Source organism: Belliella buryatensis, assembly GCF_900188245.1.
GTDB classification, from domain to species: domain Bacteria; phylum Bacteroidota; class Bacteroidia; order Cytophagales; family Cyclobacteriaceae; genus Belliella; species Belliella buryatensis.
The window spans coordinates 130,751-153,033 of sequence record NZ_FZOK01000006.1 but is presented as its reverse complement, the minus strand read 5'-3'; the positions used below and the strand labels follow the sequence as shown (position 1 = coordinate 153,033).

The 22,283-nt window shown below is 36.1% G+C and carries 20 protein-coding genes; 8 read left to right on the top strand and 12 right to left on the bottom strand.

Annotation, left to right across the window (positions count from 1 at the left end; translation table 11 throughout):
• Window positions 1–146 precede the first annotated feature (146 nt).
• Together CHB66_RS07910 and CHB66_RS07905 are read right to left on the bottom strand one after the other, a co-directional pair.
• On the bottom strand, window positions 147–1,814 hold the full coding sequence (locus tag CHB66_RS07910; protein WP_089239726.1) for a DUF6909 family protein: 1,668 nt from the start codon (window positions 1,812–1,814) through the stop codon (window positions 147–149).
• A gap of 251 nt (window positions 1,815–2,065) precedes the next feature.
• Window positions 2,066–2,581 carry a DinB family protein gene (locus tag CHB66_RS07905; protein WP_089239724.1) on the bottom strand — a complete coding sequence of 172 codons (516 nt, stop codon included), beginning with the start codon at window positions 2,579–2,581 and terminating at the stop codon, window positions 2,066–2,068.
• A gap of 68 nt (window positions 2,582–2,649) precedes the next feature.
• Between CHB66_RS07905 and CHB66_RS07900 the strand changes: the two genes are divergently transcribed.
• Window positions 2,650–3,999, top strand: a complete 1,350-nt coding sequence (locus CHB66_RS07900) for a M28 family metallopeptidase (RefSeq protein ID WP_089239722.1) — start codon at window positions 2,650–2,652, stop codon at window positions 3,997–3,999.
• Window positions 4,000–4,052: 53 nt separating this feature from the next.
• On the opposite strand, the gene CHB66_RS07895 is transcribed toward CHB66_RS07900, so the two are convergent.
• The 9 genes from CHB66_RS07895 to CHB66_RS07855 all read right to left on the bottom strand — a co-directional run bounded on the left by CHB66_RS07895 (window position 4,053) and on the right by CHB66_RS07855 (window position 17,109).
• Entirely contained in the window at window positions 4,053–5,759 is a 1,707-nt protein-coding gene (locus tag CHB66_RS07895) for a sodium:solute symporter (RefSeq protein WP_089239864.1), read from the bottom strand.
• Window positions 5,760–5,846: 87 nt separating this feature from the next.
• Window positions 5,847–8,213, bottom strand: coding sequence for a PIG-L family deacetylase (locus CHB66_RS07890; RefSeq protein ID WP_245812691.1), 2,367 nt, complete (start codon window positions 8,211–8,213; stop codon window positions 5,847–5,849).
• Between the two features lie 268 nt (window positions 8,214–8,481).
• Complete coding sequence (locus CHB66_RS07885; protein ID WP_089239718.1) at window positions 8,482–9,690, bottom strand: tetratricopeptide repeat protein; 1,209 nt, start codon at window positions 9,688–9,690, stop codon at window positions 8,482–8,484.
• A gap of 12 nt (window positions 9,691–9,702) precedes the next feature.
• Window positions 9,703–12,234, bottom strand: coding sequence for a DNA gyrase subunit A (gene gyrA / locus CHB66_RS07880; RefSeq protein WP_089239716.1), 2,532 nt, complete (start codon window positions 12,232–12,234; stop codon window positions 9,703–9,705).
• Window positions 12,235–12,327: 93 nt separating this feature from the next.
• A complete protein-coding gene (locus tag CHB66_RS07875) occupies window positions 12,328–13,311 on the bottom strand; it encodes a hypothetical protein (protein ID WP_089239714.1) in 984 nt (327 codons plus the stop codon).
• 102 nt (window positions 13,312–13,413) lie between these two features.
• Window positions 13,414–13,935: a hypothetical protein gene (locus CHB66_RS07870; RefSeq protein ID WP_089239712.1), complete on the bottom strand. Its 522-nt coding sequence runs from the start codon at window positions 13,933–13,935 to the stop codon at window positions 13,414–13,416.
• Between the two features lie 152 nt (window positions 13,936–14,087).
• Complete coding sequence (gene rpe / locus CHB66_RS07865) at window positions 14,088–14,741, bottom strand: ribulose-phosphate 3-epimerase (protein ID WP_089239710.1); 654 nt, start codon at window positions 14,739–14,741, stop codon at window positions 14,088–14,090.
• Between the two features lie 51 nt (window positions 14,742–14,792).
• Window positions 14,793–16,436 (bottom strand): S8 family serine peptidase, encoded by a 1,644-nt coding sequence (locus CHB66_RS07860; protein WP_089239708.1) that lies wholly within the window; start codon window positions 16,434–16,436, stop codon window positions 14,793–14,795.
• Window positions 16,423–17,109, bottom strand: coding sequence for a hypothetical protein (locus CHB66_RS07855; RefSeq protein WP_089239706.1), 687 nt, complete (start codon window positions 17,107–17,109; stop codon window positions 16,423–16,425). The genes CHB66_RS07860 and CHB66_RS07855 overlap by 14 nt, the downstream gene beginning before the upstream one ends.
• Window positions 17,110–17,191: 82 nt before the next feature.
• Between CHB66_RS07855 and CHB66_RS07850 the strand changes: the two genes are divergently transcribed.
• Genes CHB66_RS07850 through CHB66_RS07840 form a run of 3 tightly spaced genes read left to right on the top strand, consistent with a single transcriptional unit; the run spans window position 17,192 to window position 19,313 of the window.
• A complete protein-coding gene (locus CHB66_RS07850; RefSeq protein ID WP_089239704.1) occupies window positions 17,192–17,818 on the top strand; it encodes a beta/alpha barrel domain-containing protein in 627 nt (208 codons plus the stop codon).
• A 9-nt stretch (window positions 17,819–17,827) separates the two neighbouring features.
• Complete coding sequence (gene hemF, locus CHB66_RS07845) at window positions 17,828–18,721, top strand: oxygen-dependent coproporphyrinogen oxidase (protein WP_089239701.1); 894 nt, start codon at window positions 17,828–17,830, stop codon at window positions 18,719–18,721.
• Between the two features lie 10 nt (window positions 18,722–18,731).
• Window positions 18,732–19,313 carry a phosphatase PAP2 family protein gene (locus CHB66_RS07840; protein ID WP_089239699.1) on the top strand — a complete coding sequence of 194 codons (582 nt, stop codon included), beginning with the start codon at window positions 18,732–18,734 and terminating at the stop codon, window positions 19,311–19,313.
• Here the strand turns inward: CHB66_RS07840 and CHB66_RS07835 are convergent.
• Window positions 19,301–19,894 (bottom strand): riboflavin synthase, encoded by a 594-nt coding sequence (locus CHB66_RS07835; RefSeq protein ID WP_089239697.1) that lies wholly within the window; start codon window positions 19,892–19,894, stop codon window positions 19,301–19,303. The two genes, CHB66_RS07840 and CHB66_RS07835, sit on opposite strands and share 13 nt — an antisense overlap.
• A gap of 134 nt (window positions 19,895–20,028) precedes the next feature.
• Between CHB66_RS07835 and CHB66_RS07830 the strand changes: the two genes are divergently transcribed.
• The 4 genes from CHB66_RS07830 to CHB66_RS07815 all read left to right on the top strand — a co-directional run bounded on the left by CHB66_RS07830 (window position 20,029) and on the right by CHB66_RS07815 (window position 22,282).
• On the top strand, window positions 20,029–20,691 hold the full coding sequence (locus CHB66_RS07830) for a protein-L-isoaspartate(D-aspartate) O-methyltransferase (protein WP_089239695.1): 663 nt from the start codon (window positions 20,029–20,031) through the stop codon (window positions 20,689–20,691).
• An 86-nt stretch (window positions 20,692–20,777) separates the two neighbouring features.
• The gene (locus CHB66_RS07825; RefSeq protein WP_089239693.1) at window positions 20,778–21,311 is read left to right on the top strand and encodes an acyl-CoA thioesterase; all 534 of its coding nucleotides are present in this window, start codon (window positions 20,778–20,780) and stop codon (window positions 21,309–21,311) included.
• Between the two features lie 106 nt (window positions 21,312–21,417).
• Complete coding sequence (locus CHB66_RS07820; protein ID WP_089239691.1) at window positions 21,418–21,948, top strand: hypothetical protein; 531 nt, start codon at window positions 21,418–21,420, stop codon at window positions 21,946–21,948.
• A 10-nt stretch (window positions 21,949–21,958) separates the two neighbouring features.
• The gene (locus CHB66_RS07815) at window positions 21,959–22,282 is read left to right on the top strand and encodes a DUF3817 domain-containing protein (RefSeq protein ID WP_089239688.1); all 324 of its coding nucleotides are present in this window, start codon (window positions 21,959–21,961) and stop codon (window positions 22,280–22,282) included.
• Window position 22,283: the final 1 nt, after the last annotated feature.

Genomic DNA, 22,283 nt, shown 5'->3' with positions numbered 1-22,283 from the left:
ATATTCCCCAAAACATGAGGAAAGTCAGTTTTTATGATGATTTTAGACACTTGCAAAAATCAAGAAACGAAATATTAATCTATAAAATACTAAAAGCCTGATATTTACACATCAGGCTTTTAGTTGAAATTTACTTTTTCTAGTATTTAAGAAAATATTTTTTCCAGAATCTTATAGGTAATCAAGTATGTGGGTCTTACACCTTCCATCCCTAATGCGCCTGAAGCAAGTGTACTCCCCGTCTCTAGGGGGTTATCAGATGCATAATAAGCATATAACACTTTTACATTCTTCCTTATCGAATTTCTAATTTTACTTGCTGACTGTATAGCTTTTTGATAGTGAGCCCCTTCCATCTCAAGCCCACATGCTTTCCATGAGGACTCCATAAAATATCTAAGTACATCTTTGTTTTGCAAAGAAGTACCGAGTACTGTAATCATAGGACCATCATAAACACCTAGCCCATAACCCTCAAAGTCTGATCTTTTAAATTCATTTTTTAGAGGGTAATTGTCTGCAGTCCCTTCAAATACATGACTGCTTGGAATCATGATGTCACCTTTATTTCCTTCTAGAATACCCGCCTTACCCATGATAGAGGCAGATACCACGTCTAGTGGAACTACCTTACCCTCTTTTTCATATGGCTTCAATAATTCATCAAAACACTCGTAAGCCTGCTCTCCAAATGCATAATCCATGACTACGATAACAGGTCTAGCCTTCGGGTCTTTCGGAAGCTTAATCCCGGGAACCACGGTATCTTTACTCATCTGGGCTGTATCAAATATTTGAACTCCAATATTGGTTCCTGATAAATCTGGAAGATCAATAAAACCATTTCGATTAGCAAATGCTTGAATTTCTTTAGCCTTATTCTTCTTGTCTCCTACACTGATATCCATGGCTACTTTTTCAATTTCATCGTAGTTTGTCAACCCTAAGGCCTGGTGTCCATAGATCGTATTCAGTACACTATGCAAGTTAGCGGAAATGATATGAATAGGTCTATCTAATAAATCATGCTCGTCAAGAACACTTTTGATTCTATTTGCCCATAATTCTCCGTATACATGGTGTCCTACTCTCTCTCTTAAAGTTGCAGAAAATGAAATTTCTCTATCTTTCTCAGAAGCAAATTCATCAATTGACAATTTTCCAAGATGATAAATAATAGAAAACAAACTATTGGAGTTAGATGATTGACCAAATTTCCCAACCGCTACATGCGTTTCGTCAAAAGTTCTTCCGGTAATATGACTGAGATACGAGCAAGCTGCTTCTTTATCAAATTCTTCACCGTTTCGCTCCTTTTCAACAATTTTTTCAAGCATCTCCCAGTTAAGATTTATTCTACCTTTATGATCGGTAGAATTAGCTCTAATTTTCTCTGACTCAATATATAGAAAAGTTAAATGGGTAAGAATATCATATATATCAGATTTCCCTCTTGTCATTTCGACATACATCTGATCATCATCTACTCGGTAACAGTTTCTTCTCCTTTTAGCAGGGACCAAAGTAGAAAAATCGGAATTTTCATATCCTTCACGACTGATTAATCTTACATATCGACACTCTTCAATTCCTCTCGGAAGGCGTTCCATTACATACAATAATCCATCTAGCTCTATTTTTTCTTCGTCCACGACTAAGCCATAAATTTCTGGACTTAACACCAAAAGTGAACTCACAAGCGACTCACCAGAAACTCCCATAGGTTTATAAGACCCTCTCATAAATAAGTGCCTCATAGTAATATATAGTCTCTCAATGGCTGCGCGTGATTCCTGTGCTCTTGTTCTTTTCATATGATTATTAATTGTTTGTCATTTGTAATATACAATCGTGCAATGCTTTCAATACTATAATACTTCAAAATAGGTTTGTAAAAAAGCAAGGTCAATTCTATATTTTTAAAATTTTTGTATTTGATAAATTCAGCAAATATAACACAAATAATCCATCTTAACCCTATTATATTTCATATAAATGCTAATTACCTACTTTTATATTATAATCAATCAATTAGAGACCTTTAAATCCAACTATTCATAAGTCTTCAATATCGCTCCTTCAAAATATCTAAATGATGCTGGATATGACCAGCCATGATATAAAACAATGCTCTGACGCTTACTTCATGATTACTCGCTATTCCAGTTTTAATATAACTTTCTGCAGGAAGCGTTTTCAACATAGATACCAACGCATACCGCTGCATTTCAAAATCTTCAAGTAAATTCATCAAAGGAATATCATTGGCTCTAGCATTGGAAACATAGATATCCTGATCAAATCCAGGTAAAGGTGAAGTCTCTCCCCTCGAAAAACATAAAGCTCTAAATGTCATCACTCTATCTGTATCAGCAATATGATTTAAAACTTCTTTTGCAGTCCATTTACCTTCAGCATAGGCCTGATTGCTCTTCTCCTCTCCCATTTCCTCGTAAAACCTTCTTATTTCCTCTACTTGATTCAGTAACAACTTGGAAATATCTTCATTGATAATTTTATCAATATACTTTCCGTAATAAGGCGCATATTCTCCTACTTTGGGTTTGATTGATTCGTTCATGTAAAACTCGTTTGGTGATCTATAGTACTTTAGTAAATTTAATGGTTTCAAAATCACCTATAACTAAAATGAGAAAAATATTCATAATTATTAGCATCCTGACATCAACATCAGTTTTTGCTCAAACTCAAATCATCCAGAGAGATTCAAGAATAGAAAAAATGGTCTCCGAAATCAGTGCTTCAAGCTTAGAGCAATATGTAAGAGACCTCGCAGACTTTGGCACTAGACACACACTCAGTGAAGATGAAGAAAGTAGAGGAATTTTAGCATCTCAAAACTATGTGTTAAACCACTTCAAATCTTTTGAAAAAGATGCAGAAGGAAGGCTAAGCTCAGAAATTGATTTTTTTACCATCCCTGGTGATAATAGGAGGATTCCAACAGATAGTAAATTGGGAAATGTCATAGCTACTTTAAAAGGAACTGATCCGAATGACGACAGAGTGTTCATTATAATGGCTCATATAGATAGCAGAGCACTTAGTGTTATGGATTCAAAAATTGATGCTCCTGGTGCCAATGACGATGGTTCTGGTGTAGCTGCTATCATTGAATTAGTTAAGATCATGTCCAAAAACCCATATCCTGCCACTATCAAGTTTGTAATAGTAAGCGGTGAAGAGCAAGGACTTAAAGGTGCAGAATACTTAGCAAAAAAAGCCAAATCAGAAAACTGGAATCTAGCTGCCGTGCTCAACAATGATATGATTGGCAATAGTAGATCATCTGAAACAGAAATTGCAGACAATACAAGAATCAGAATTTTTTCAGAAGGTGTGCCTATGGCTGAAACAGAACAAATGGCTGCGATAAGAAGGTATACCAATGGCGAAAATGATAGCAAATCAAGACAACTCGCAAGATTCATGAAAGAAGTTGGAGAACGCTACGTAGACCAACTTGAGGTTAAGCTGATATACAGAAATGACCGATTCTTACGTGGGGGAGATCATACTCCCTTTGCAAGAGAAGGGTTTACTGCGATCCGAGTTTGTGAAATGAATGAAAACTATTACGCACAACATGAAAATGTCAGGCTAGAAGATGGTATAAAATACGGAGATTTACCAGAGTTTATGGATTTTGAATATATGAGAAAAGCTACTGGGATCAACCTTGCTTCATTAGCCTATTTAGCAACTGCTCCTTCAGAACCACAAATGGTAGGTATAGATGTAAGAAGATTGAATAATACTTCCACATTGAGGTGGGAAACTCCAAAAATTGGTAAAGCAAGAGGTTATTATGTCTTGATGCGCGAAACGAACGAGTCAATGTGGTCCAAAAAGTTTTATACAGAAGACACTACGCTAACCATACCTTATTCTAAAGACAATTACTTCTTTGCAGTGCAAGCTGTAGGTGAAGGTGGACATGAAAGTCTAGCTGTATTTCCTCAGCCAATTACTAGGTAGTATTACAAATAATTAAAAAATATGCATCTCTGGTTTTTCGGAGATGCATATTTTTATTTCTGCCTATTGATAAGTTGAAATAGAGCAGCAAAAACCATCACTAGTAAACAACCTATTGCATTGTACCACAAAAATCCAATATTGATAGTTACTCCCAATAAAGTATCTCCATTATGCCAATGAATCAATAAAATGATGGCCTCTGCTATTAATGCCGCAATGAATACTGCGTTACCTTTGATCCATTTCATATAAAAGCCTACCAAGAAAATTCCCAATATTGTCCCATAAAAAAGTGAACCAAGAAGATTCACTGCTTGAATCAAGTTCTCGAATAAGGACGCATAGGTAGCAAATAAGATTGCAAATAATCCCCAAAATGCCGTTAGCCACTTAGAGGAAAGCATATAGTGTTTATCAGAACCCTCCTTATAAAGTGATCTCTTATAGATATCTACTGTAGACGTTGTTCCAAGTGAATTGAGTTCAGAAGCTGTAGATGACATGGCCGCAGAAAAAATCACTGCGAAAAGAAGCCCTACTATACCAACAGGCAAATAGTCCATCACAAAACGCATAAAAACATAATCTGTATCCTTGGTTTCGGCTGAGGCATCATTCTGTACGATCAGGGATTTAACATCCTTTCTGATTTCTTCTTGTTTGGCATATGCAGACTTCATACCTGCTTGAGCTGCTTCAATAGCTAATTTATCTTTAGCTTTAATAGCTACTAGCAAATCAGAAATTGATTGAGATTTTTGATCAAAAGTCTCTGTAAACTCCCCCTCTAATTGAAAATAATTATCGCTAAGTTCCGAATTAATTAAATTTTCAGTTTGTACCTTATTGAAAACAACGGGTGGCTGAAAAAACTGATAAAACACAAAGACCATCACTCCAATAAATAGAATGATAAATTGCATTGGTACTTTTAACAGTCCATTCATGATCAATCCCATTCTACTTTCAGAGAGCGTTTTTCCAGTAAGGTATCTCTGAACTTGAGATTGATCGGTTCCAAAATAAGATAGAAACAGGAATAAGGCAGCGGTCATACCTGACCAAAAATTATAGCGATCAGAAAGGTTGAATTCAAAGTTCACGATATTCAAGCGCTCCATCTTTCCTGCTACATGAAGTGCTTCTGTGAAACTCACAGGAAGCATATTGATTACTAAGATCCCAGCTAAGACCATTCCTCCCATCATTACAGCCATTTGCTGTTTCTGAGTGATTGATACAGCTTTGGTTCCTCCTGATACTGTATATAGGATTACCAAAAGACCAATAAAAATATTAGTCCAAAAAAGACTCCACCCCAATAATGTGGACAAAATGATAGATGGTGCATAGATTGTTATCCCTGCTGCTAAGCCCCTTTGTGTCAGAAACAAAAGAGCTGCTAATGTTCTAGTCTTTAAATCAAACCTATTTTCAAGAAACTGATATGCAGTGTAAACTTTTAATTTATAATAAATAGGAATAAATGTTACCGAAAGGATAATCATAGCAACTGGCAAACCAAAATAGAATTGAATAAAACGCATCCCATCTTCATATGCCTGACCTGGAGTACTCAAAAAGGTAATAGCTGATGCTTGAGTAGCCATGATTGACAAACCAATTGTCCACCAATTCATATCACTGTCGCCTCTTAAGTAATTGTCCATACTTTTGGGACCATAGGTTTTATACACCCCATAGCCTACTATAAGAAATAGAGTGGAAAATAAAACAATCCAATCAACTGTACTCATGAAAATGTCTGGGTTAACCAATAAAATAAGCCAATCAATACTGCTAAAGTAATGATTAACAACCAATACCATTTATTCCAATTCACCTTATCGTCCATCACCTTGTTCGATTAGATTGACAAAGATTTTGATAGCCCCAGGAACTCCCGCAGGTAGTTGCCTGAACCAAGAGATTCCAGAATATGTGAAAGTACCTTTACCATATTGAGTAAATAAAAGTGAACCAGCGCTTTCCTTTTCACCTGGGTCTTGCATGATAAAAGGCGTGGTATATTTTGAATCCCAGTTAGTAGTGAAATATAATCCTCTTTCTTGCACCCAGCCATCGAAATCCTGACTCGATATTTGGTTTGGATAACTTAAAACAGGATGATTGAAATCAGCTTCGACTGGAGAACCTTCTACGGTTACTCGATCTCTTGATATTGAAAATGGGTATGGACCTAAGTCACGAGTAAGTAATGGAGAAGATGTGTTGTATTGCACAATCAGATTACCTCCACCCTTGACATATTCCATCAATTGATCGACATTGTTTGCTAAATTTTGATTGGTGTTAAATGCCCTGATACCAATTACTATTGTTTTGTAGGCATTCAGTTTATCCTTTTGAATATCTCCATTTTCTATGAAATTGACATCATAGCCTATATTTTTCAGCACATCAGGAACATCATCTCCAGCACCAACAATATAACCTACCTTCTGACCAGACACCTTAATATTCATCTTAATAAGGCTGAATTTTGAAGGTATAAAGTATGTGAGGTTAGGAATATGCTTGTAGAGAATTCTTCTGCTGTCTTGATTAAAAAGCCTACCATCATTCGCTTGAAAAACAGCTTTTACATCCTGTTTTTCAACATCAGAATCTAGTATTTTTACTTGATAGATAATTCTTTTCCTTCTTTGATCCTTTTCTGATGTAAGAATTTGATATTGCTGTTTTGTAAGTCCTTCTAAAAGTAATTCACCATCAAGGAACTTATCCTTAAAAGTTACTTCAATAGTTAGCTCTGGTTTAGCACCCTCAACCAAAAACACTAATGATTGATTCAAGCTCACATTAACCTCAGGAACAATTGTAAAAGGTTGTTTAATTTCTCCATCTACTTGGTCATTATACTTGTACATCAATGGTAAATCTATTTTCAAAGATTGTCCTTCAATAGTCAAATCTAATGATAAAGACAAGCTTGGTTTATTGATAGGTGGACCAATATTTTTTAAATTTTGAATATGAAACAAACTGTTATCAACAGGATTTTCTAACCAAAAAGGTTGTGATATTGGAAAGTCATTTGGGATAGAAAATGCTAGAGACTGATTTACAGGCCTATTTGATACCGCCTCTTTATCGATCTTTACATTCAAAAGTGAATTTTTAACGTGATTAATTTTAATAGGAAGCGCACTCGGATTATTAAAAATCATCTCAGATTCTACAGATTCACCAGCATAAGCTATTTCCTTTCTGATATTAAATTCAGTTTTGACACCTAAAACATCTAATATCAACTGATTGATAAATTCTTGCTTTTCTTTAAACCATAGCTCCTCAAAACCAGATACATCCATTAATTTTTTGATACTCAAGAAAGTATTTACATTTTGCTCCACATCGATAAAATCAAAACTCTGAATTGCTTTATCAATTGCTGATACGATTAATTGCCCATTTGGAACCCTTTTCCAACGACTTTCAATGCCCTCAAATGGGTTGTTGTCAAAACGATCTCCCTTGATTTGTTCGATAAAGTCTTGTCCAAAACCGATTTGTGAAGTGGATCCAAAGCCTTGGGATTTATGCATGGTCCTACTATCTGCTGCAATCTGAGAGTAGGTAGTACCTAACAAAGGATTATAATCCCCTACTGGAAAAATATGATAATTCATTTCATCTTTTGGCTCATACTGCCCCCCCCAATTGTAGGCATTCCAAAATAATCTTTTTACTTTCCAAGGATTTGTGTAGATGAGTTGTTCTGAGAAAACATTTGGATCAGCTGAGATATCAAAAGCTTCTGAAGAAAGGATAGCCGATGTAGTATGATGCCCATGTGTAGTTCCTGGAATGGTATTAAACCTATTGATAATGATGTCAGGTTGGAAATTTCTAATGATCCAAACTACATCAGAGAGTAACTTTTCCTTTTCCCAATTATTCAATGTTTCATCTGGGTTCTTACTGAATCCAAAATCAAGTGCCCTCGAAAAAAATTGTCTGCCTCCATCAGTTTCTCTGGCTTTCAAAAGCTCATGCGTTCTAATCATACCCAATTCAATTCCAAGTTCTTTACCTATAAGATTTTGCCCTCCATCTCCACGAGTCAAAGAAAGGTAAGCCACTTGAGCATGTTCTCCATTAGCTAAATATGAAATCAACCTCGTATTTTCATCATCAGGATGTGCAGCTACAAAGAGAATTCTTTTAGTCTCTTTCAACTTTAACAAGTCATGGTAAAGTTTCGAAGAAGGATTTTGTGAAAATGCAAAATGGAAGGTCAAACAGCAAAGCGCTAATGACAAACTGAAACGTTTTAGCATATGGGGTAAATTATTTGAAAGTTAAAATCTAAGCGAAGCAATCATCATTTAAAAACGTTTTTTTACCAAAGGGTTTTAGATCATTTTAAAAATAGTATCAATGGTTATAAAGAGGTTTCAATAACAAAAAAAGCTACCTCGAAAGGTAGCTTTTTGTAAAATAATAAACTAAGAATTAACCTTCCATCCAATTTTCACCGAGGATAGCGATCAGTTTTTGGTTATATTTTTCAGCCTCTTCTTTATTTCCAAGTCTAGTATGTATTTGGAACAGAATCTCTAAGATATCAGTCGAATCTGGTCTTATTTCTGTTGCTTTTGTAAAATACGGTACTGCATCTCTATAATAACCTTCTGCCTCTTTATTCATAGAATCAGCTCTTTTCTCCCATTCTTCATCAGAAAGATTACCTACTTCATTTAGAATAACTCTTGCCTTTTCAAGATAAATTGCTCCTGCATAATTATTTCCTTCAAAGAAGTCAGGATCAGCTTCTACAGATTTCTTATACTGAACCAAAGCACCCTCTAAATCACCGGACTGCTCTAATAGGTATCCATATCTAAGGAGTATACCTGCATTTTCAGGATCATTTTCCAACGCAGAAACTACAGAAGTAAGAGCTTCATCCATTTTGTTCAATTGTAACAATAACTGAATTTCATACTCAGCCAATGTCTTATCAGTTGGATCTGCTTTTCTAGCCTCTCCTATTAACCTTAACGCTTCTTCTGGATCAGCATCTGCGCTCGTTGCAATCTGAATCAAGAAATAATAAGCATTCAATTTATTATAATCCTCGAGCTCCAATAACCTATTAAAATATTTTTTCGCTTCTTCATACTTACCTAAATCATTTGCAATGTAGCCTGCATTGAAGTTCATTGTAGAATCAGTCGGATCAATATCTCCAGCCAAAGCAAAGAACTCGTAAGCCATTTCCATATTATCTTCCTCATATGTCGCAATTGCTTTTTGGAAAGCTGTATTCTTCAATGTAACAATTCCAAATGGTCTCAGATTTTCCGGCATACCAGCCAAATCATCTTTATAGACTTCTTTTCCTACTTTTGAACTCTCATCATTATCTACCATTTCCATAGTTTTAGTGAAAGTACCGAAAGCATCTCTTCCAATAGCTACCGTAGACATTTCATTTTCATCTCCAGCTTCAAACATTTTAGTTTGAATCTTTCCCTTTAACAAATAATTCGATGGATCATCCATGGTTTCTGGGTTTGACAATGCAGCATTGATTTCCTCAAGTGCTGTAGTCAACTCACCTTTTTTGAAATTTTTCTCAGCAGATTTTGCTACTTTTTTTTGAGCAAAACTCACAGAAACAAGACCTGCCAATGCGATTGATAGGATTAATTTTTTCATTTTGTCTTTTTCTTAAATGTTTGGTTCCTCAGTTTCATTGTTTTCTGAATCAGGGCTTTCTCCCTGAGCTTCTATAATAGGTTCATCTACTTCGGATTCATCTTTTCTGATTTTCTCAACGGAAGATATCTCGTCATTTTCTCCCAATTTGATCAATCTTACACCTTGAGTCGCTCTACCCATTACTCTCAAATTTGAAACTGGAGTTCTGATTGTAATACCTGATTTATTAATAATCATCAAGTCATCAGAATCCACAACTTCTTTGATGGCAACTAGTGAACCCGTCTTTTCGGTGACATTCATGGCTTTTACACCTTTTCCTCCTCGGTTGGTGATTCGGTATTCATCAAGGGGTGATCTTTTACCGTATCCTTTTTCCGAAACTACTAATAGATTAGCATCTTCTCTGGCGGCACATACCATGCCAATTACTTGGTCATTAACATTACTTAACGAAATGGCTTTTACACCAGTAGCAGTTCTTCCCATAGGTCTAACTGTCGATTCATGGAAGTGGATTGCCCTCCCTGATTTCGCTGCAATGATGATATGTGAATCCCCATTTGTCATTTCAACCTGCATCAATTGATCCTCATCTCTGATATTCAAAGCGATGATACCATTGGTTCTTGGTCGTGAATATTGTTCTAAGGTTGTCTTCTTAATGATACCTTTTTTGGTTACCATTACTAAGAAATTATTATTGATATAGTCAGCATCATTCAAGTCACCTACTTGAATGATTGATCTAATCTTATCTTCAGATGTAATATTAATCAGGTTCTGGATTGGTCTTCCTTTAGATGCCTTAGCTCCTTCAGGAATAGCATAGGTTTTCAACCAAAACAGTTTACCTAAATCAGTAAATATCAATAAATAATTGTGAGTAGATGCAGTAAAAAGATACTCTGTCCAATCATCATTTTTGGTAGTAGCTCCTCTTGAACCTACCCCTCCTCTACTTTGTGTCCTGTATTCTGTTAGTGCTGTTCTTTTGATATATCCTTCGTGAGAAACTGTAATAACTACTTCCTCGTTTGGAATCATATCTTCATAGCTAAAGTCTTCCGCATTATGCTCAATAGTAGTCCTTCGCGGGTCATTATAGCGATCTTTTATTTCTGCAAGTTCATCTTTAATGATTTGCATACGCTTCGCTTCATCTGCAAGAATTTCCTTTAGCTCTTCAATCAACTTCATGATTTGATCATACTCTTCTTGGATCTTCTCACGCTCCATTCCAGTAAGACGCTGAAGTCTCATATCGAGAATAGCTCTGGCTTGAATTTCACTCAAATCAAATCTTTCCATCAAGCCATTTCTAGCTGTTTCTGGATCTCTTGAATTTCTGATTAAGGCAATTACTTCGTCTAAGTTGTCCAAGGCAACCAAATAGCCCAGTAAGATATGAGCTCTTTTCTCTGCCTCCCTTAATTCATATTCAGTCCTTCTGACAACCACTTCATGCCTGTGATTGACATAATGAACAATCATATCCTTCAAATTTAGTGTATGTGGTCGGCCTTTTACAAGGGCCACATTATTCACTGAAAATGAAGTTTGTAATTGAGTCTGCTTGTACAAATTGTTTAAAACTACATTTGAGATAGCATCTCTCTTAAGCTCATAGACTATTCTCATTCCTTGACGATCAGATTCATCTCTGATAGCAGAAATCCCGTCAATCTTTTTCTCGTTGATCAATTGAGCTGTCTTTTCGATCATATTCGCCTTATTGACCAAATATGGAATCTCAGAAATGATAATCATCTCCTTACCACTGTCCTTAGTCTCAATTTCGGCTTTACCTCGAACAACTATCCTCCCTCTTCCAGTCTCAAATGCAGCTTTTACGCCATTGTAACCATAGATAATCCCACCAGTAGGGAAATCAGGGGCTACTATAAACTCCATCAACTCTGACACAGTAATGTCCCTATTATCAATGTAGGCAGTGATACCATCTACAATTTCTCCTAGGTTATGAGGTGCCATATTGGTAGCCATACCTACTGCAATACCTGATGCTCCATTCAATAATAAGGCTGGTATTTTTGCAGGTAATACTACTGGTTCTTTTAAGGAATCATCGAAATTGAGTTGAAAATCGACTGTTTCTTTATTGATATCTATCAATAATTCTTCAGCAATTCTCTTCAACCTCGCCTCAGTATAACGCATCGCCGCAGGATTATCTCCATCGACAGATCCAAAATTCCCTTGACCATCGACCAAAGGATACCGCAATGACCACGGCTGTGCCATACGAACCATTGTTTCGTATACAGCAGAGTCCCCATGGGGGTGATACTTACCCAGGACTTCACCTACAATTCTTGCGGATTTTTTAAAAGATTTGTTATGTAATACACCTAATTCTTGCATTCCGAAGAGAATTCTTCGGTGAACAGGCTTCAGTCCGTCTCGGACATCTGGAAGTGCTCTGGAAACAATCACCGACATCGAATAATCGATGTAGGCTCCACGCATTTCGTCCTCAATGTTAATTGGTATGATATTCTCGTTTTCTCCTTGAGCCATATTTATCTATTCTCAATAAGCTTGCAAGATAATAAAAAGAATATGGTTTTGAAACACGAATTTACACTCAAAAAAAGGGTTTTTGATCAACTTTTAATACCACTGACCCACTTTTCTGTTTTGGAAATTCCAAATAGAACTGCCTCTATACTCTACCCCTTCATGTAAGTGCTTCATTACCACACCACAACCTTGAACCTTACAACGTTTTGTTCCCGGTAGACTGATAGAAAGTCCAATTTGAGCGCCATAAACACTCTGCTTGATATTTTGAATATCTTCAAAGTTTTCTGGTCCATATACCAAATCCCTGAATTCTACTCCTGCTTTGACAAATACTCTTGCATACTCTGAAAACTCTCTTTCAACCCTTAGTGCCAACCCATAATAAGGTTCATTATTGAAATCTAGATTTGCATCAGGAGAAGATCTACTGAACAATTGGCCATATTCACCTTCTAGGATAAATCTCCATGGGTAGTTTTGTCTCATTCTTTGATTTTTTTCAGATTGCATATAGGTGTTCTGAGTAGCAAATTTCCTATATCTCCATTTCAAAAAACTAACTCTTCTCTTGGCATCGTAAAGAACCAACCCAAATGTCCCGTAAAGCTTATCAAAAGTATAGGCACTTTGATCAAAAGTGAAATCATAATCACCACTAGCTAGCGAAGAAAAACTACCTATTTCACGTCCATAACCACCACCTAAAGTAAAAATATCAAATAGGTTTAACCTGACTCCAAGATTGATAGGAACTCCAAATCCTGCTCCATTAAAAGATAAGGTGTCTTGAGAAGAAATCTCACTTACATTTGAAATATTTCTAACCTGATCAATTGGATAAAAACTCGGTTGCTCAGAATTAAACAACATTTGATTATTTAGATAATTACCCCCTGCAGCAAGCTCAAAACTAAAGTTACTCACTGCTTGTCTGAAAACATTCCCTAGATTGCTTTGACTCATTCTGTTACGCTTGGCTTTAGTGTCTATTCCGAAAAAGTCCTCTTGCGCCAGCGAAAGGCTACTAAACCCAAAAACTAGTAAGGCAATGATTGTAAATTTGATTTTCATATACGATAATAACGAATTTCAAAGATAGTTCAATACTGGAATTGGCAATAAAAAAGGCCTTCTTAATGAAGACCTTTTTCTATTTATTTTAAATGTATGAAATTAAACTGTCTCAGTTGTTTCATCATCCTCAGTAACTGTTTCCTCGTCAGCTTTAGCTTTCAGTTCAGCAATCAGGGAATCAACTTTTTCTTTAACTTCAGGATCTTCCTTCATTGCTTTATTAACTTTATTATAAGTAGCCGCCCCTAATACTTCCTGATCCATGATCAAATCAGTTTTATATTGTCTAGCATCATCTCCAATAGAAGCAATAAAATCCTGTATCCTCTGATATTCAGTTTTTTCTTCTTCAGTCACTTCAATTTCAGCCATTTTCTGTTCATTTCCCCAAGCTGCTTTGATTTCATTGTATCTTGCACCTCCTCCTTCGATCACCTCGTTCGTTTTGATCATATCTTCCATTTCAGCTTGCTTTTTGGCTATAAACTTCGCAAACTGTGCCTCCATAGAAGCAAATTTCATCATTTCCTCTTCAGTCACTTCTTCTGACTCGTCCTGAGCATTCACCTGAACACTCATCAATCCCAACATCAAGAAGGCTAGTACAAACACTCTTTTCATCATGACAATAGTTTAAATTTAGTTTTTTTAATAAAATTAATTTACAATAAAACGTTTAAAACGCATTTTCACAAGGAAATGTACAAAAACTGAACCACAATAATTGTTAAAAGGCAAATATTTCTGACCGAAGGCAATTTCAAAACAAAATATTATTCAATGGATTTCAATGCTTTGATCGTCTGTATAGGGTCAGATGAGTTAAACACAAAACTTCCAGCAACCAATACATCAGCTCCAGCAGCCCTCAACATTGGTGCATTATCTTTATTTACCCCTCCGTCTATTTCTATTTCAGTTGTGGCTCCATGCTCAAAAATAATTTCTTTCAATCTTTTCACTTTAGCATAGGTATTATCTATAAACTTTTGCCCTCCAAATCCTGGGTTGACAGACATGATACAAACCAAATCAATATCATTGATCACATCTTTCAATAATTCTACAGAGGTATGTGGATTGAGAGCAACCCCCGCTTTACATCCAAGTTGTTTGATAGCTTGCAAAGTCCTGTGAAGATGCGTGCATGCTTCATAGTGGACAGAAATAATTGCCGCACCTGCATTTTTAAATGCTTCAAGATATTGATCAGGATTGACAATCATTAAATGAACATCTAGAGGTTTTTTCGCGTGTCGATTGACAGCCTCAGTTACAGGTAAACCAAAGGAAATATTTGGAACAAATACCCCATCCATGATATCCACATGAATGTAGTCAGTTTCCGATGCATTGAGCATCTCTATTTCTTTTTGAAGATTAGCAAAATCAGATGCTAAGATGGAAGGAGCTATTTTTACGGACATTTTGAGCAAAATTTTATTTGCTGCAAAGGAAATAAAAAAGATTATAGCCCCCTATTTTTTTATCAATTTTATCCTTCTGACTATAGTAGCATCTCTTACCTCAAGCACATATACTCCAACTGGCAGGTTGGGTGCTGTAATTTCAAATGGATTATGGCTAGACTTCCTATTAATTTCTCCAGAGAGAAGTATACTTCCTGTTGAATTTATCAAAAGGAATGAAGCCTCTAAACTATTTCCGAATTCAACGTTTATAATAGACCCTTCTAGTGGGTTAGGAAATACTTTCCATTTAATTTCTGACTCTGAATTTTCAATACTCAAAACTTCTCCAAAATATGCCCTTGAAAAATTGGGGATTCCATAACCTAATTCATTATTGGGTGAGTCATACTGAGAACCGCTTTGGATCAATGCATCAATTAATTCATCCTTTGTCCATTCTCGTTTTGCCTGCCATAGCCCTGCCGCTAATGCAGTTATTTGAGGAGCAGAAAAAGATGTACCACTGGACTGAGAAACACTGATATTGGGACGTACATAGATGTAAACCCCTTGACCCAAAGTACTCAATTCAGGCTTTATCCTTCCATCAGAAGTAGGTCCTCTAGAACTAAACCCAGCTCTTTCCAATGAACTATTGACTGCTCCAATAGACAAAATTCCTTGTGCATCTGCTGGCGCAGTGATGGTAGATTCACCTAAACTTCCATAGTTTCCAGCACTGGTTACCACTAAAATCCCCTTACCTTGAGCTATATTTGCTCCCAATGTTATTATTGCTGTCTGACCATTTAAATCCAATATATTGTAATCCATTGCTGAATCATCAAAGTCAAAATACCCCAAAGAGGAATTGATAATATCCACACCAAGACTATCTGCATATGTAGCAGCCTTAACCCAATTATACTCTTCAATTCTATATTCACTGGAAGTATCTTCAGTAATACAGAGGATATAATTTGCATTTGGCGCTCCCGCGACAAGCTCCCCAGGTTTATTTGAGGCAATTACAGAAAGCACATTCATTCCATGCTGATTTTTAAAAAATATATTTTGATTATTTAAATCCACAAAGTCCTTTCCTCCAATAACCCTTTGATTTTCAAATAAATGACTAAAAGCAGCGATATTGTTCACATCTGGGAATCCTGCATCAAAAACTGCAATAGTTATTCCCTCCCCCTTAAACCCAAGTTCGTGCATTTCTTGGAATCCTAAGAGCCCATTCTGAAAATCATATACATTTGAGGTTGTCTTTGCGTTTTTTAGATTTAATTTAAGATTGAAACCTTTTTTAATTTTCTGTATTAACCTTGCTCCATTTCCAATTATTGGCGCAGCATATACTACTTTATCTACAAAATCTAAAGCCTCAATTTCTTCAATCTGTGTTTCTGTAGCTACTACCAATGATGCATTGAACCAACTTATATGGTATAGGATGCTTTCAGTCAATTCAGATATTTCTTCTATGTACTTTTCTGAGACTGGAAGATCCATCGAGTCTAAAGGAATCGCATACCTCTCTCTTCGTTCTATTGCCTTGACGGTTAAAAATTCCTGTGGCCTATCTAAACTGTAAGTACTCTGAGGCTTATATTTATAATGAATGGCGTACTTGCTCTGTCCTTGTACTGAACCTAAAACCAATACAAATAAAAAAACAATTACAAGTCTAATTCCTTCCATAGTTAATAATCTTCATGTGGGTCTTCCTACCCGAGTCGACTAATTGCTGTCCTAAACAGTCATTCCTAGAACAATAAGTCAATACTTCATAATAATGTTCAACCTGACCTATTCCCTTCACATAAACATCATAACGCTTATCTCTAAAAGTAATCAAATCATCATCTTCTTCTTGCAAAACCCTTGCCGCTTGTGTGTAATTCCTATCTTCTAAGGTATAACCACCAAGCAAGTCAATTTCAAACTGTTCTGACTGATTACTCGAATACACACGACCATCCCATGATCTTCCTAGCCTTGGAGGAAATGCCAACATCACTACCCTTTCATTATTTTGCATTCGCACCAAAGCATTATTTCTAATGAAAAGTGCATAATTACCTTCACTAATATAATTACTACGGCTAATCCCTTTTTCGCGTAAAATCACATAGACGATTTCTCCTTCCTCGTTTCTATACGTATAGTCTACTTTATCTCTAATGAAAAAATTGCTTGTTTCTGAATCATTCTCACCAAATACAATAGTCTCTTCCACGGCATACTCCCAAAAATTACCAACTTCTAAAGGTTGGAAATCATAACCAAGATCTCTAGTAGGATCCTCGACTTCTCTGCATCCAAGTACAAGGACTATCGAAAGGTTTAAAATTAAAGTGTATTTTCTAAGCATACTAATAGGTACAATGGGCTAAAAATACATTTTTCGATCGAAATCTTTTACCTTAGCAGTCAGAAAAACAAAATAATTAAGCATGTCTCTCAAAACTTTTGTCAAAATAAGCAATATCAACAATTTAAGTGATGCCAGGTATTGTGCTGGAATGTACGTCAATCTTATGGGGTTTAACTTGGAACAAAATCATGAAGATTTTATATCTCCTGAAAAATTCAAAGAAATAACAGACTGGCTTTCTGGCTTAGAATTCGTGGCTGAATTTGAAACTGCTCATCCAGACACCATTCTTAGTACTATTCAAGAGTATAGTGGAATCAAATTTATAGAAATTCAAGAGGAAATTCATTTAAAAATGTTGGTCAACTCTGGCTACGGATTGATTCTAAAAGTAACGCTTAATGAAGAATCAGAAATAGACGAAATTATTGCAAAAGCAGACTCCTATAAGGATTTTGAAGTGGCTATACACTTACATAGTTTATCACTTGAATTGAAAGATTCTGTAATTCAAAAAATCAAAGAATTATCAAATAATTGTGAAGTGCTTTTGGGTTTTGGGCTAGAGCCTGATACTGTAGAAGAAATAATTAAAGATACTGGTATAAAAGGGATTTGTTTGCAAGGTGGACACGAAATCAAACCTGGGTTGAAAGACTTTGATGATTTAGCAGATATTCTGGAAGCTTTGGAAGTAGAAGATTGAAATAGAAAAATGATAGACAAAAATCAAATTGCTGAAGCCTTCAAGCAAATACAAGATCATATTTGTAGCGAGCTAGAAATTGAAGATGGCAAAGCAAAATTCATAGAAGACCAATGGACACGTGCAGAAGGCGGAGGTGGCCGAACTAGAATCATTCAAGATGGAAATATCATTGCCAAAGGTGGCGTGGCATTCTCAGCTGTAGAAGGTCCAACACCTGAAAAAATTCTTCAAAAGCTTCAGCTAGATCAAGCAGATTTTTTTGCAACAGGTGTATCTATTGTGATTCACCCTGAAAGTCCTATGGTTCCTATTATCCACATGAATATCCGGTATTTTGAGATGAGTAATGGGGTCAATTGGTTTGGCGGAGGTATAGATTTGACGCCACATTATGTGGATGAAGAGGATGCCAAGTATTTTCACCAAGCTATAAAAGATACCTGTGATCAGTTTAACCCTGACTATTACCCAAAATTCAAAAAATGGGCGGATGATTACTTCTTTATCAAACATAGAAATGAAACCCGTGGGATAGGCGGAATCTTCTTTGATAGATTGAGTTCAAAAGATGACTCAGAGATGACTCAAATTTTTGAATTTGCAAAAGCCATCGGATATTTATTCCCCAAAGTCTACAGATACTTTATGAATAAAAACAGTAAACTGACTTACGGAGAGAAAGAAAAGCAATGGCAAGCTTTGAGAAGAGGGCGGTATGTGGAATTTAACCTAGTCTGGGATGCGGGAACGAAGTTTGGATTGGATACCAATGGCAGAACAGAAAGTATACTGATGAGTATGCCACCTGTAGCCAATTGGCAATATATGCATCAACCAGAACAGGGTTCTGAGGAAGCAAAAACACTTGCATTGCTAAAAAAAGATATCAAGTGGGTTTAAAACCAAAAAGATGATTGATACAATCAAAGCTTGGGATGAAGGCTTATTCATTTATTTGAATAGCTTTCATCATGATCAGCTAGACCCAGTAATGTTTCAACTGACCCAAACATGGCCTTGGATTCCCTTATATTTGTTTTTGAGTTACTTGGTGATTAGAATCTATGGAAAATCATCTTGGTGGGTTTTCATTGGAATAGGATTGACTATTCTATTTGCTGATCAATTTACTTCGGGATTTATGAAACCGTTTTTTGAACGATTGCGACCTTGCCATGATCCAAATTGGGACGGAATAGTCCACAATTATGGAAAATGTGGCGGACTTTATGGATTTGCATCTTCACATGCAGCCAATAGTTTTGGCATTGCTATGATCCTATTTTTGACCCTAGGTCAAAAATATAAACATATCAAATGGCTTTTCCTCTGGGCTGCTTTCTTTTCCTATACCAGAATTTACTTAGGCGTACACTACCCCGCCGATGTTATTGCAGGTGGGATTGTTGGGTTATTATCTGCTATAGTGGCTTGGAATATTAGTAAAGCTATATATAAATTGAGTAAGCATTCAGTCCGTCAAGCTTCATAGCCTCTAATTATCCTCTGAATATATTTCCCTATTATATCAAATTCTAGATTCACATCATCGCCTACTTGAAGCTGATGGAAGTTGGTGAATTCATAGGTATAAGGGATGATGGCGACAGAAAAACGTCCATTTTTTGAATTGAAACAGGTCAGACTCGTTCCATTGATTGTTATCGAGCCTTTTTCTACCGTGACATTTCCTGAATTGGCGTCAAAAGAGAAATCAAAAATCCAAGATCCACCCTGCTCAGAGATGGCCTCTACCCTACCTACTTGGTCTACATGCCCCTGAACGATATGACCATCAAACCTTCCATTGGCAGGCATGCATCTTTCAATATTTACCTTTTTTCCAATTGCCCAATTTTTCAAACTCGTTTTTTTGAGCGTTTCATCTATCGCTGTCACTCTATAAATGGAACCTTCTATGGCTACTACTGTCAGACAAACTCCATTGTGAGACACGGATTGATCTATTTTCAATTCAGTAGTGATTGATGATTCTAAATCAAAGTGAATATTGGTTCCTTCTTGTTCTATATTTTTGATAGTTCCGAGGGTTTCTATGATTCCGGTAAACATTTCTTATTAAAATTTAAATATCAAAGATTCAGGTAATCTCAAACAGCAATTGATCAATGGTTCAAATTAAGCCATTTTAAAGCTTAACTTAGCAGTCTCAATTAAAGTTTCTAATAAAATCTTTTTCCGTATTCATGCTTAGACTTGACGATACCTATAGACACAAAGGCCAACGTAAAGCTTTAGTAACTCTCCTTAGATCCAAGGGAATCAAAAATGAAGCAGTACTAGAAGCCATCAATACTTTACCACGTCATTTTTTTTTCGATACTGCTTTAGATTCCCATGCTTACGAAGACAAAGCCTTCCCAATCGGCGAGGGACAGACCATATCCCAGCCCTACACAGTGGCTTTCCAAACCGAACTATTGGAAATCAATCCGGGAGACAAGATTCTCGAAATTGGCACTGGGTCCGGCTACCAAGCCAGCATACTTCATTTGATGGGAGGAATAGTCTACAGCATAGAGTACCAGAAGAAACTGTATGATAGAACAAAGAAGTTTTTAACCAAACTTGGTATCCCTATCAATTTCTATCTTGGTGATGGCTCACAGGGAATTCCAGCACAAGCACCATTTGACAAAATAATCGTAACAGCTGGCGCTCCTGTAGTTCCCAATTCACTTTTGAAGCAACTCAAAGTAGGTGGTATTCTAGTAATCCCAGTAGGTGATCGAAATACACAGAAAATGATGAAGTTGACCAAAAAAACTGAAAAACAAATTATTCAAGAAGAGTTCGATAATTTCGCTTTTGTACCTTTACTAGGAGTAGAAGGCTGGAGAACAAAATAAATCAGCAAAATATTATATGGATTCAAAGAGTATTAAATTTTCAAATAGATAATTTATTCTGTATTTTTGTAAAAAATATAATTTTTATGACAAGAAAGAAACTAGCCAAGCAATCAGAAGTCATCATGACCGAGATGGTATTACCCAATGATACCAATACTTTGAACAACCTCATGGGGGGAAAATTGATGCATTGGATGGATGTAGTGGCAGCTATTGCTGCACAAAAGCACTCCAATAGAATCGTAGTCACTGCATCAGCAGATAGCATTTCTTTCAAGCACCCTATCGCTTTGGGAAATGTGGTAACTTTAAAAGCACAAGTGACACGAGCCTTCAACTCTTCAATGGAAGTATTCATCGAGGTCTTTGCAGAGGACATTCCTGCCAATAAGAAAATCACGACACATAGAGCATTTTTTACATTCGTAGCAGTAGATCAAGGAGGAAGACCCATAGAGGTTCCAGAGGTAGAGCCTGTTACAGCTGATGAAATCGAATTGTACGAAGGTGCATTGAGAAGAAGGCAGCTAAGGCTTGTTTTGGCAAAGAGGATGGACCCAAAAGATGCAGTTGAATTGAGATCAATATTTGACTTTGATAGCAAAAAAGAAGATTAAATGTTTATTAATAAAAAAGGCTTGGAAGATTATTTCAAGCCTTTTTTTTATACTAAGGGCAAAGGATTTGTTTGTTTGAGCCATAATTTTTGAGCAATTTAGCCACATGGAAAACATGAACTTGGAGCATTTTAGTCTTTTTCTAGATTCAGAGTTGGTGGTAGTCAAAGAAGAGGTTCCTAAATTAATCAGTAAATTATTCAACGACTCTTCTGAACCTGAATTTGAAGTAAATACGCCGCAGAAGCCAGAAGATGATTTGATTTTTGAAGGAAATTTTGGGAAAGCCATCATGGTCATCTATCAGGGTAGTCATTTAGAACCTGAATTGCGAGAGTTTTTGTTCAAAATCCTAGGCGCTGTTGGTTGTTCGCTAAAGGATATTGCCTTAACTGCTTCTGAATCCGTAGAAGAAGTTTCACTTAAGTCAATTGAAACACTTAATCCAAGCAAAATTTTGGTTTTTGGAAAACTGAATCATGAACTTTCTAATAAAAAACAACACGATTACGAAATCCTAAATGATGAAGGTGTGGAATACCTCTTTGCTGACGACCTTAAGGACATCAATGGTAAAGTCAGCCTAAAAAAATCACTCTGGAGCAAACTACAAGTATTATTTGGTATCAAATCTTAATAAAATCTTCATGTCTATAAAGGAAAATCAAATCAAGTGGCTCAAGCGTTTTAGAAAAATCAGTATCATCGAAGGACTGTCATTTTTACTACTGCTTTTTATAGCTATGCCTCTAAAGTACGTTTTTGATATGCCTATGGCAGTCAAAATAGTAGGCTGGGTACATGGAATGCTTTTTGTCATTTATATTTATGTAATTTTTCCCACAGCAAAAAAACTTGATTGGAGTTTCAGCAAGACATTTTTGGGTTTAGTGGCCGCCGTATTACCATTTGGTCCATTTATTTTTGATAGAAATCTGAAGAAAAAAGAAAAAGAACTGATCGATTCCTAAT